Below are 12,295 nucleotides of genomic sequence, written 5' to 3' on the forward strand. Positions count from 1 at the left end.
AACCGATTTATACAAAAATTAGAAGAATCCGAAGGAAAATATAGAAATGCACAATCTTTGAACCAAAAATATTTTAAAATAGCTCGCTATTCTTGCAATATTTTCAATCCAAATCTTGCACATTTCTGTTTTTCTGAGGCTAATATTTAAAATCGAATTCAGGTTATTACTACTATGGCAGTCAATAAATACATTAGTGAAGTAAAGGTTATCGATCATAACCAACAGGTTGTTTTTAATTACCTGTCGAATTTTGAAAACCTTTCCGGCTACCTCAATTCAGGATTGATAGAAAAAATTACGGAAAAGATTCCTCAAGTTAAAATTACCGATTTTGAGTCGGATCGTGACTCCTGCAAATTCAACATTACCGGACTAGGACTTGCCAAGATTAAAATCATTAATCGTGAGCCTTTTAAAACGATAAAAGTTGAAAGTTCGGGAGGATTGCCGCTAAGTTTTACTTTCTGGATTCAGTTGATGCCCGTTGACGAGTACAAAACAAAAATGCGACTTACCCTGCATGCCGAAATGAGTATGATGATTAAAATGATGGCCGGAAATAAACTGGAAGAAGGTATTAATCAATTGGCCGATACGCTTTCAAAGCTACCGTATCAGTAACGGTTCCAAAGAAAAAGGAAGAATGAATATTAACGATTTTCGGTTCTAGAAGGAGTTGGCAATTGGCAAAATACAATAGGCAAAGTGTTTAAGAAACCGGGTGTAGATAGATTAAGATCAATCTGTCTTCAATCCAATTCAACTTTCATCAATCTTTACTCACCACACTTCAAACAACAAACTCTACCTCTTTAAACATATATTCCGTTACCTTTCCATCCGGCTCTTCCAACTCAAGCTGCCCAAAACTGCCAATCCCTGCAATTCTGGCGCGAAACTCTTTATCGTCTTTTCGGTACCGGTGTAAGCCTTCATTTCTGAATAATAATTGAAAATATTCCGCATCAACCTGTTCAACTTTCCCCTCTCGTAAAACCTCAAAATAATTTTCCAGTTTCTGCAAAAAAGCTTTTAAAATATCGCGAATATCAATTTCTTTTTTCAAGAGCTGTTTTAACGACACCGGGTTTGGTGCCACGGATTTAAATTGCTCCTGATTTACATTCACACCAACTCCAACTATCGAAGAATCAAGCGCAATTCCTTTCACCGTATTTTCAATTAAAATGCCGGCTATTTTCTTTTCACCCACATAAATATCGTTCGGCCACTTAATTTTCACATCTTCTAAATGCTGCTTTAAGGTGTTTGCCAAAGCCAGGCTAACAATTTTTGAGATATAAAACTGTTTCCCTGCATCTAAAAAACCGGGGTATAAAATTACACTGAAAAGCAAATTTTTGCCTCGTTCACTTTCCCAAAAATTACCAACCTGCCCGCGGCCATTTTCCTGATAATGTGCCAAAACGACAGTGCCTTGAGCCGCCTTTTCCTTTAGCAGTTGCTTGGCATAGTTGTTGGTACTATCGAGCTCGTTTAATACAATAATATTTTTGTCAGTTAAAAACATATAAAATCAAAAGTAAACCATTCTCTTAAAAAATGGTTAATGGACAAAAAGATTATCTTTGTAGGGTACAATAAAATTTTATGAACAAAGCGGAAGAATCAAAGATTTTAATAGAAGCAATTCTTGAAGGTATTCATCGAATAAAAGGGAAAGATATTAAACACGTTGATCTTGAAAGCATCGACCATACGGAATGCGGACATTTTATCATATGCCACGGAACCTCTAAAACACATGTTGATTCAATTGCACACACAGTAGAACAAACGGTAAAAGAAATTGCCGGCGAAGATGTTTGGCACCGCGACGGTTACCGAAATGCAATTTGGATTTTACTGGACTATGGAGATGTAATGGTACATGTTTTCCAGCAAGAAGCACGCCAGTTCTATAACCTTGAAGGACTTTGGGCTGATGCAAAAATTACTAAAATTGAAGAAGAAGAGTAAAGACCATGACAGACAATAAAAATAACAAGAAAGATCAGAATAATCTGAACAACCCTTTTGGGAAATTCAATCCTAAAAAAAACGACGGCAAGCCGCCTAAATTCAATGCCTATTGGATCTACGGAATTATAGCTGTTGTTTTTCTTATTGTGCAGTACTACATCAGCAACAGCAAAGGCCCTGTCGACACTTCGTGGCCCGAAGTAAAACAAATGTTGCAAAACGGCGATGTAAAACGTATTGTAGTAATCAATGAGAAAATTGCCCGGATTTATTTGAAAGAAAACCGGATAAAAAATTACGAATCGCAGTTTGAAGGCAACTTCTCGAAACCGTCCGATATGGGACCTCATTTTAAGTTGAATACCGGACCAATTGAGAAATTTGCTGAAAATCTTACGGTGGCACAGGAAAACCAGCAAGACAAAGTATTCCCTGTTTACGAAGATGAAACGAATTGGGGTCGCGACATTATTTGGTCCATCGGGCCATTTGTACTCATCATTTTACTGTGGTGGTGGATATTCCGCCGAATGAGCCGTGGTGGCGGCGGAGGAGGTGGCGCAGGCGGCATCTTCAATGTCGGAAAGTCGCAAGCCAAAGTATTTGACAAAGACCAAAAAGTATCGACAAATTTCAAGGATGTTGCCGGACTGGCAGAAGCCAAACAGGAAGTGGAAGAGATTGTAGAATTCCTGAGAAGCCCGTCAAAATATACCAAACTTGGAGGTAAAATTCCAAAAGGCGCACTCTTGGTTGGCCCTCCGGGAACGGGAAAAACCCTTCTTGCAAAGGCAGTGGCCGGCGAAGCAAACGTTCCGTTTTTCAGCATGTCGGGTTCCGATTTTGTTGAAATGTTTGTGGGTGTTGGAGCATCGCGTGTTCGCGACCTGTTTAAGCAAGCCAAAGAGAAAGCACCGTGTATTGTATTTATCGATGAGATTGATGCAATTGGACGTGCACGAGGTAAGAATCCGAATATGGGATCGAACGATGAGCGCGAAAATACGCTTAACCAGCTACTTACCGAAATGGATGGTTTTGACACCAACAGCGGGGTAATTATTTTGGCAGCAACCAACCGTGCCGACATTCTCGACCGTGCATTAATGCGTGCCGGCCGATTCGATCGACAAATTCATGTGGAACTACCTGACCTGAATGAGCGTGGAGAAATTTTTAACGTTCATCTGCGTCCTTTAAAATTAAGCGAGGAGGTAAAAGTTGATTTCCTGGCTAAACAGACTCCCGGATTCTCGGGTGCCGATATTGCCAACGTTTGTAACGAATCGGCGCTAATTGCCGCTCGCAGAAACAGAGATGCGATAGTAAAACAGGATTTCCTTGATGCTGTTGACCGGATTATTGGAGGTTTGGAAAAGAAAAATAAAATTATTTCGCAGGAAGAAAAGAATACGATTGCCTACCACGAAGCAGGCCACGCAACCATAAGCTGGTTGCTGGAATATGCACATCCGCTGGTAAAAGTAACCATCGTTCCGCGCGGAAAAGCGCTGGGGGCAGCCTGGTATTTACCTGAAGAAAGGTCAATTACTACAAAAGATCAATTGCTCGACGAAATGGCATCTGCATTGGGCGGACGTGCCGCAGAAGAAATTACATTTGGAAAAATATCGTCGGGAGCACAAAACGACCTTGAAAAAGTAACCAAACAGGCTTATGCAATGGTGAGCATTTTCGGGATGAGTGAGAAAGTTGGTAATATCAGCTTTTACGATTCAACAGGTCAGTCAGATTATTCTTTCACCAAACCATACAGTGAAAAAACGGCCGAGCTCATTGATCAAGAAGTAAAAATTCTGATCGATGGCCAATACAAACGTGCTAAACAAGTTTTACAGGACAATAAAGAAGGACATTCCAAACTTGCTAACCTGCTGCTTGAACGAGAAGTAATCTTTAGTGAAGACCTGGAAGAGATATTTGGCAAACGCCCGTGGGACAAAAAACACGTAATCTCGGAAAATGGCAACGGCGAAACTCAACCAAAAGCTGAGCTGAAAGAAAAGGAAAAAACAAAAGCTGAAGAAAATTCGGAGGAAGAACCAACAAAAGAATAGATGACATCGGCTCGAGAAGAAATATTGAACAGGCTAAAAAATGCCATTCACCCCGAGCCGGAAATGCCTGATTTTGATGCTCCCGTTTATCACGCCATTGAGAAATCTTTAGACAAAACGTTTAAAGCAAATCTGGAGGCTGTAAACGGGAGTGTTTATTTATGCCATTCGGAGCAAGAACTCATAGAGCAACTAAAAACGCTTATAAAAGATATTCCTGCATCAGCAGTAGTTTGTGCCGAAACAGAGCTTCAAAAATTGCTTATCAGAAACGGAATCGAACATAAAAACTACGACGGTCCCGGCACGATTGAACTTGGAATCACTTCCTGCGAATTTCTAATTGCACACACCGGTTCGGTAATGGTAAGTGCAGCGTTACAGGGAGGGAGACAACTATCAGTTTATCCGCCACAACATGTTGTTATCGCAAAAAAGGATCAGTTGATTGATTATTTGCATACCGCTTATAATAAGATTCAGGAGAAATATCCGGATCAGCTGCCATCGCAAATAACGTTAATAACAGGACCAAGCCGAACTGCCGATATTGAAAAAACACTGGTTATGGGTGCCCACGGACCGCGCGAATTGCATGTGTTTCTTTATTAGCTTTACACTATTTAACTTCTTGCAAACCATATTTTGTTAACTTTGCGGCATGGAAAAAGGTTGGGAAATGATTTTTATGACAGCACACGAATACAAAGCCGAAATGGCCAAAGACTTACTTGAAAGTGCGGGAATAAAAATTGTTGTTATGAACCAACACGATTCGGCATACCAAAATTTTGGCGAGTATAAAATTTATGTTGCCGAAGAAAAACGTGAAGAGGCCATTAACCTAATCAAAGAATTAAAAGGTGAGTAATATAATTAAACGCTCTCTAACAGGAATTATTTACATTGCCGTAATGCTTGGCGGAACGCTGCTGCATCCTATAATTTTTGCAGTGGTTTTTGCAACACTTTTATTTATTACCCAATACGAATTTTATGCCCTGGTAGAAAAGGCCGGCCATCATCCTTCGCGAATTATCGGAAGTATTTTTGGCGTTATCTTTTTCCTTATTTGCTTTGGCTTGTCAAATAACTACCTGCCTCGTCAGTTTGGTTTTACATTTATACCTATTGTTGTGGTGTTGCTTATTGTTGAAATCTTTAGGAGCAACAAACACACCTTAGAAAACGGCGGTTTTAGCACACTCGGTTTTGCCTACATTGCCTTGCCGTTCAGCCTGATGAATTTTGTTGTAAACACAACGATAAATGGGCAAAATACTTTTTATCCGTGGATATTGGTTGGCGTCTTTTTTATTTTGTGGATAAACGATTCTGCAGCTTATCTGGTAGGCACACAATTTGGCAAACACAAAATGTGTAAGAATATTTCGCCGGCAAAATCGTGGGAAGGTTTAATTGGAGGAGCTGTTTTTGCAGTGATTATGGGAATAGTAAATTCCGTAATGTTCCAAGCGGTAAGTATGGTTAGTTGGATTGCAATTGCAATATTAACTGTTGTTTTTGGAACATTGGGCGACTTATTTGAATCAAAGATAAAACGCGAAATTGACGTGAAAGACTCGGGAACTTTTTTACCCGGACACGGCGGTTTTTTAGACCGATTAGATAGTTTGCTTTTTGTTATTCCTGCAATTTTTATTTGGCTAATTTTTACCGGAAACGTGTAAAACGTATTGACGAATGAAGAACATAATTAAACAAATACCCAATTTTATTACCACTCTTAACCTCTTATCAGGAGTAATTGCAACTATCTTTGCCATTGACGGACACCTGATTTGGGCAGGAATTTTTATTTGTGCAGCCGCCGTTTTCGACTTTGCCGACGGACTGGCCGCGCGCGCTTTAAAAGCCTATTCTGAAATCGGGAAGCAGCTCGATTCTTTATCCGATTTGGTGTCGTTTGGTGTAGCTCCGGGAGCCATATTATTTACCTTACTCGAGTTTTCGCTGTTTGGTAAAAACCAACCCATACACGAAATTAGTGCCGATTGGTGGCAGTGGATTATTCTTTTCTCAGCATTTTTAGTGCCGGTTTTTGGTGCTATTCGCCTGGCAAAATTCAATGTAATTACCAGCGACGAACCTTTTTTCAGAGGACTGCCCATTCCATCAAGCGGAATATTTTGGGCTTCGCTCGGGTTGATGCTCGAATTCCCGAAATACCATGATAATTTTCAATTGCTGTATTCTACAAAAAACCTGGTTATTCTGGGTATTTTCATGTCGGGAATGATGGTGATAAACTTGCCAATGTTCTCGCTAAAAGTAAATAACCTGCGTTTAAAAGAAAACTGGTATCGTTACCTTTTTCTCGCATTATCGGCTGTTCTACTAATTGTTTTTAACGTTTACGGACTGGCGCTGGTTATTCTACTCTACATTATTCTGAATGTAATTTTTTACCTGTTTAAGGTGGAGTTTTAGCAAAAGAAAAGGATCACGTTGAAAAACTGATGGATTAAAATATTGAGAAAGCAGTAGAATTGTTGTAAACAATGGAATGCTGTATAAACAAATTCTTGTAACTATAATTCAGATAAAATCACCTGAGAATAAAAGGGTATTAATTGACTGAAAACTTTGTGCGGGCTCGTCAAAAATCCCTGCCTACCGGCAGGCAGGCGTCAATCGGGGCATTGGGTTACATTGAAAAAACTCAAAGGTTTTTTTGACAAGATTCCCGCCTACCGGCCGGCAGGTTTGGTTCCTTTTTATCGAGTGAAAAAGGAACTGCCCGTCTGGCATTAAGACGAAAGTTACAGAAAGGAGCTTCTGTTAGAATTTTTCGCCATGTACTTTTCCAGGTGATACAAAAGAAAAGCCTCTGAAAACGGAAGAAAATATTTTCCCGAGGGAAAGATTAATAATACGCCATGACAAATTGACTTCCGAAACCAGAGGCTGATATCTTTAACTAATAGCTTAAATGCAGCTAATAACTGCACCTGTTACATACTTAACAACAAAGGGGGAAAGTTGTTTTTAATTTATCTAAATAATTGAATAGGAACTACTTCAAAGGTGCTGCAAATTTTATTACATCAGCATCGGTAATTTCTTTATCACAAAGAATGATCAGACGTTCAATCACATTTCTGAACTCGCGGATATTTCCGGTCCAGTTTATTTTTTGCAGCTCTTTTATCGCCTTGTCCGAGATAGATTTTTCCTGCATACCATACTCACCACAAATTTGCTTTATAAAATGACTGGCCAATAAAGGAACATCTTCAATGCGTTCGTTAAGCGTAGGAACACGAATTAGAATTACACTTAAACGGTGGTACAAATCTTCTCTAAATTTATTCTGATCAATCTCATCGGCCAGGTTTTTATTGGTTGCTGCCACCACGCGTACATCAACATTTATGTGTTTATCGCCGCCAACACGACTAATTATACTTTCCTGCAGCGCACGCAGAACTTTGGCTTGCGCCGAGAGACTCATATCGCCAATTTCATCCAGAAAAAGTGTTCCGCCATTGGCTTGTTCAAATTTTCCTTTACGCTGTTTCACTGCCGAAGTAAAAGCTCCTTTCTCATGACCAAACAATTCGCTTTCAATAAGCTCTGATGGAATTGCAGCGCAGTTCACCTCAACAAAAGGTCCAGATGCACGGTTGCTATGATCGTGAATTCGGCGTGCTACCAATTCTTTCCCCGATCCATTGGCACCGGTAATTAAAACACGTGCATCGGTTGGAGCCACACGATCGGCCATTTGAATAACTTCTGTTATAGCCTTCGATTCTCCTATGATCTCAAATTTCTTATTAACCTTTTTCTTCAGAATCTTTGTTTCGGTTACCAAAGTTGATTTGTCCATTGCGTTACGGATGGTAATTAGCAAACGGTTCAAATCAAGTGGTTTTTCGATATAATCGAAAGCACCTTTTTTAATCGAATCAACAGCGGTATCAATATTTCCGTGTCCCGAAATCATTACTACCGGAGTGTCGGGAGCCAAAACCACTAAACGTTCCAAAACTTCAATGCCATCCAGTCCCGGCATTTTTATATCACAAAGTACAATATCGTATTCGGCCGTACGAATCTTCTCAATTCCTTTTGTTCCATCTTCTGCCAGATCTACTTCATATTTCTCGTATTCAAGAATATCTTTGAGTGTATTTCTGATGCTTCTCTCGTCGTCTATAACCAGGATCTTTGACATGCGTTTCTGTTTTAATTTCGAATATAACAATAAATATAGGAGAACGCTTTACAAAAATGATTCCAATAAAAATTTAAAGACCTTCAAGGTTTTCGAAACCTTGAAGGTCTGATAAAGAAACAGCAACCTAGTGATAGCCTCACCTGGAGTGAGAGAAGCTTAAGTCCGGGGTTGTGTACATTAAGCATATACAGCCCCGGACTCTCTTTTTAGGCGCCAATAATCAGCGGTTATAAACCGCTGCACCCGAAAATCATTCTGCGCTTTCTCCAGTGATAGTCTCACCTTGAGTGAGACCATCACCAACTAGTAGTGTAATCTGCGAGCAATCTCTTTTCTGCGTAAATCATAAGAATCAGTGTCGTCAGCGTTCCAAACTTTCCCGAGTGATAGCCTCACTAGGAGTGAGACCATCACCAAAATGTAGCGTAATCTGCGAGCCATTTCATTTCAGCATAAACAAAAAAAATCCCGATGAAAAACTCACCGGGACTTTCAGAAATGTATATTAATATGGTTTTTTTAACACCCTCCTGCGGCAACGCTTGTTTTTTCGCGTCGGCGTACCTGCACAGGTTTGTTATCCTGATCAGAACTGATTTCCGAACCGTCTTTTGGAGCAGCCATTTCGGCGAAATTATACCTTGGGAAACCACTAAAATAGGCATCGTCGTTAATCGTATTATACAAATCAGCCTCATTGGCTTTGTAATATTCATAACCACCCAGCAAAAGTTTGATGTTGATAAAACCTACCTGGCGGAAAAACATCCACGGACCGTTGGCCTGCAGTTCGTTTTCGCCGTATAAAACAATAGTTACACCCATTTCGCGTAAGGCTTCTAATCGTTCTATATTATCGGGATCGGCTAACGTATTTGCCGACAAATTTTCGGCTCCGGGAATATGTCCCTGACCAAAAACAAAATTATCGCGGATATCAAACAAAACGATACTGTCGGGTTTATTGGCAATCACATCTTCCAGTTCCCAGGGGTAGAAATAATCCTCACCATCGAGTAAAGCTTCAACACTTTCGTCCATGCTTTTTTGGTATTCAAACAACGGTTTTGGCATGGTTAAAAAGCCAATAACGAGAATACCAACAAATATTGAAACTGCGATGATTGTTCTCCACGGATTTAGTTCATGTATATGCATGCTATTTATTTTTTCAAAAGTTAGAAATTAGCAACCACCAGCTGCAACATTTGTTTTTTCTCTCCGACGCACCTGCACCTCCACATTTTCGCCATCTGGAGCTGCCGACTCGGCACCGGTGAAATAAATTTGCGCTCCTTTGCGAAACGCATAAAGTTGATGATCAACAGAAGGTGCATCAGCATTAGGTTGCGAAGGATCAATTATGGTTTGCATCCAGGAGTTTAAGCCACCTTTCATTACATACGTTCCATCAATTCCCAATCGTTTGGTCAACACCCATGTTTGATCGGCTCTGATATCGTCGTTAGAAATAAATACCACTCTAATTCCAGGCACTCCAAAATAGGCCAGATTTCCATCGTTTAAAAGCTGCTCGAGCGGAATGTTTAATGATCCCGGTAAAGCGAATTCTTCGTATTCTGCTGCCGGACGAACATCAACCATTAACAACGACGGATCGCCCTGAATGATCATCTTAGCCACCTGATCGGTTGTTATATATCGTGTAGGCTGAATAATTTCCTGAAGCAACTCCTCAGGAGCAATTTGTGTTGGTTCATCGTTCCCTGTTAAAAACAAGGTTCCGATAGCCAATACAAGCATTAATATGGTTAGAAAAATATAGTTTCTGTTCATAGCGATTAGAATTTATATTGCTTCATGTTTTTACGCACACGCTTCTCGATAAACATTGTTCCCCAGAAAGCAGCAAGTGCCACTACGGTAAATGCAACGGCAAAATATGGTGCCGGAATTCCGGTAATTTCCATAAGCGTTACATTTCCAAGGTCTCCACTGGTAAAGAAGTTTTCGAATAATGGATATGCCAGTGAGAAACCAAATATACCCAGATAAAGTCCTATTGTAAAGAACAAGGCATCGAGTTTACCAATAGCAATACCCGTAAAACTTGTACCCGGGCAAAAGCCACCAATTACAAAACCTACTCCCATTATTATACCACCAACAATCATTGGTGTTAAAAATGTTGGAAGAATAAATATTTGTGAAAGATTGAGCCAGCCAACATAATCGAAATATAACAGACCAACCATTGCCACGATTAACGCAGTAAAAAATACACGAAGTACAACAAAGTTATAGCCGTAAAATACGCCGGCCAGGTTTCTTGAAGAAGAAAAACCGGATGCTTCGAGAATAAATCCAAATGCGACTCCAAGTAAAATTGCGATAACAAAATCCCATCCGCCGCCAATTACACCATTAGGAATTAAAGGTCCCATATTTTATTTCTTTTAATATTCTATTATTTGAATTATAATTCATCTTTTTGATACACAGTTCTCAGTCTCAGTTCTCAAAAATTACTGCTAACTGCGACTGTTAACTGTCAACTTTCTACTAGATCCAAAATTTTCTAAAAAAGTAAGCCACTGCGTACCCCGTACCAAAAATGGCAAACATTACAATTACACCACCTAAGGCAAAAGTGGCAGTACCACTTAATGCTGCGCCACTGGTACATCCGCGGCCAAACTGACTACCCAATCCGAACAATGCTCCACCAATAACGGCAAGTATAAGACGTTTTTTGATTGTAATTCTGGGGCCGTGATCGGTTCTCCACTTCTTAACACGCCCGAAAATAATACCCGACAAAAGACCGCCAATTAAAACACCCAACGATTCGAAAACCAACCAGGTGTACATGGGCGAATGATCGTCGCTAAGAAACTGCCCCATATAGTGGTTCGCCTCAGTGGCTTTGGGTGCAACAGTATTTGAAGTGGTTACAACCGCACTTTTAATGGCTCCGCTGGCGCCTAACCCACGTCCGGTAATATAAATAGTTGCAAGAATTAATAAGCCCAGCAATACGCCTCCCAAATATGGATTTATGTATTTTGGCTTTTCTATATTTGTTTTATCTGAAATCATATTCTGTTATTAAAAGATTGATTAATAGAGGTAACGTGTAATTTGTCCGGCTTCTACCATAATAAAGCGAAACATAAAACCACCAAATAAAATCATTACCGGAGGTAACCATTTTGGTATGTGCATTCCCCAAATCTCAAGTGTCTCGAATAAGGCCGGAAAAATCAAACCAATTACCATTACAAACACCCAGAAACTTACTGTAAATTGTCCGCCAAGGAATAAGTTCGCGGCTTCGATAGCTGTTTCCGATCCGGCGCGAAAGCCCATAAACAGGTGAATTATCAGGAAGATCTCGATGATGATAAATATCAAATCGATACGACCTAATTTCTTCCGCTCCTTTTCATCTTTACTCATCCAGATAATGGATGCCAGTCCCGTTGAAAATCCTGATACCAAAAACAGTGGCCCTAAAATCGAGGTGTTCCACAATGGTCGTGCATTAAATGCCGACAATAAAATACCGGTATATACACCCAATATTATCGACAGGATCATCATTACCCAGGCAAAAGCAACGCGCTGTTTTATCACCCATGCTTCCATTTTATTTACGATCTCCAGCTTCCAGTCCCATCCGGGAATCAGTTCTTTCATATAACTGGCCACCCAAATAAACGATAAAGGTGTAATCGCCATCAATGTCCAGGCTCCCCAACTCATTGGCGAATCAAGACGTATTGTCGTATATAGTTGCCAGAAAAACAGTTTATGTTTTAAATCCCAGAATAAAGCACCCAACCCAATTACTAAAGCCAGAGGCGCAATTATCGGCGCAATTTTTACGGTTGTACGCATTTTATCTGCTTTCCCGCGCACCACATAAAACCCGGCAAAAAATAAAATTCCGGCAGCTAAACCTCCAAGAAACAGGTAGAGCGGAATTTGCCAGTGCCATATATTTAGGTATGGATCGATGTTCGGTATATTACGTCCGCTTACAAATAATTCTTCTTTCATTTCT

At 40.1% G+C, this 12,295-nt stretch carries 14 protein-coding genes; 7 read left to right on the forward strand and 7 right to left on the reverse strand.

Annotation, left to right across the window (positions count from 1 at the left end; all coding sequences use genetic code 11):
- Positions 1-174 precede the first annotated feature (174 nt).
- Positions 175-624, forward strand: coding sequence for an SRPBCC family protein (locus tag G0Q07_RS19305; protein WP_163348695.1), 450 nt, complete (start codon positions 175-177; stop codon positions 622-624).
- 169 nt (positions 625-793) lie between these two features.
- Here G0Q07_RS19305 and G0Q07_RS19310 read toward each other — a convergent pair whose 3' ends face one another.
- Complete coding sequence (locus tag G0Q07_RS19310) at positions 794-1,534, reverse strand: biotin--[acetyl-CoA-carboxylase] ligase (protein ID WP_163348696.1); 741 nt, start codon at positions 1,532-1,534, stop codon at positions 794-796.
- A gap of 80 nt (positions 1,535-1,614) precedes the next feature.
- Here G0Q07_RS19310 and rsfS point away from each other — a divergent pair, with 80 nt between their 5' ends.
- The 6 genes from rsfS (at position 1,615) to G0Q07_RS19340 (ending at position 6,515) form a co-directional block, all read left to right on the forward strand.
- Positions 1,615-1,983, forward strand: coding sequence for a ribosome silencing factor (gene rsfS / locus G0Q07_RS19315; protein WP_163348697.1), 369 nt, complete (start codon positions 1,615-1,617; stop codon positions 1,981-1,983).
- 5 nt (positions 1,984-1,988) lie between these two features.
- Positions 1,989-4,064: an ATP-dependent zinc metalloprotease FtsH gene (gene ftsH / locus G0Q07_RS19320; RefSeq protein WP_163348698.1), complete on the forward strand. Its 2,076-nt coding sequence runs from the start codon at positions 1,989-1,991 to the stop codon at positions 4,062-4,064.
- Entirely contained in the window at positions 4,065-4,676 is a 612-nt protein-coding gene (locus G0Q07_RS19325; RefSeq protein ID WP_163348699.1) for a LutC/YkgG family protein, read from the forward strand.
- A 67-nt stretch (positions 4,677-4,743) separates the two neighbouring features.
- Positions 4,744-4,935: a putative signal transducing protein gene (locus G0Q07_RS19330; protein ID WP_163348700.1), complete on the forward strand. Its 192-nt coding sequence runs from the start codon at positions 4,744-4,746 to the stop codon at positions 4,933-4,935.
- A complete protein-coding gene (locus G0Q07_RS19335) occupies positions 4,928-5,755 on the forward strand; it encodes a phosphatidate cytidylyltransferase (RefSeq protein WP_163348701.1) in 828 nt (275 codons plus the stop codon). The genes G0Q07_RS19330 and G0Q07_RS19335 overlap by 8 nt, the downstream gene beginning before the upstream one ends.
- A gap of 13 nt (positions 5,756-5,768) precedes the next feature.
- Positions 5,769-6,515: a CDP-alcohol phosphatidyltransferase family protein gene (locus tag G0Q07_RS19340; protein ID WP_163348702.1), complete on the forward strand. Its 747-nt coding sequence runs from the start codon at positions 5,769-5,771 to the stop codon at positions 6,513-6,515.
- 586 nt (positions 6,516-7,101) lie between these two features.
- Here G0Q07_RS19340 and G0Q07_RS19345 read toward each other — a convergent pair.
- From G0Q07_RS19345 to nrfD, 6 genes are all read right to left on the reverse strand, one after another.
- Positions 7,102-8,265: a sigma-54-dependent transcriptional regulator gene (locus G0Q07_RS19345; protein ID WP_163348703.1), complete on the reverse strand. Its 1,164-nt coding sequence runs from the start codon at positions 8,263-8,265 to the stop codon at positions 7,102-7,104.
- Between the two features lie 522 nt (positions 8,266-8,787).
- Positions 8,788-9,426: a rhodanese-like domain-containing protein gene (locus G0Q07_RS19350; protein WP_163348704.1), complete on the reverse strand. Its 639-nt coding sequence runs from the start codon at positions 9,424-9,426 to the stop codon at positions 8,788-8,790.
- Between the two features lie 27 nt (positions 9,427-9,453).
- Entirely contained in the window at positions 9,454-10,065 is a 612-nt protein-coding gene (locus G0Q07_RS19355; RefSeq protein WP_163348705.1) for a rhodanese-like domain-containing protein, read from the reverse strand.
- A gap of 5 nt (positions 10,066-10,070) precedes the next feature.
- The gene (locus tag G0Q07_RS19360; protein WP_163348706.1) at positions 10,071-10,673 is read right to left on the reverse strand and encodes a YeeE/YedE thiosulfate transporter family protein; all 603 of its coding nucleotides are present in this window, start codon (positions 10,671-10,673) and stop codon (positions 10,071-10,073) included.
- Positions 10,674-10,791: 118 nt separating this feature from the next.
- Positions 10,792-11,328, reverse strand: a complete 537-nt coding sequence (locus G0Q07_RS19365) for a YeeE/YedE thiosulfate transporter family protein (protein WP_163348707.1) — start codon at positions 11,326-11,328, stop codon at positions 10,792-10,794.
- Positions 11,329-11,349: 21 nt separating this feature from the next.
- Entirely contained in the window at positions 11,350-12,291 is a 942-nt protein-coding gene (gene nrfD / locus G0Q07_RS19370; RefSeq protein WP_163348708.1) for an NrfD/PsrC family molybdoenzyme membrane anchor subunit, read from the reverse strand.
- Positions 12,292-12,295 lie beyond the last annotated feature (4 nt).

Source organism: Draconibacterium halophilum, from assembly GCF_010448835.1.
Taxonomy (GTDB): domain Bacteria; phylum Bacteroidota; class Bacteroidia; order Bacteroidales; family Prolixibacteraceae; genus Draconibacterium; species Draconibacterium halophilum.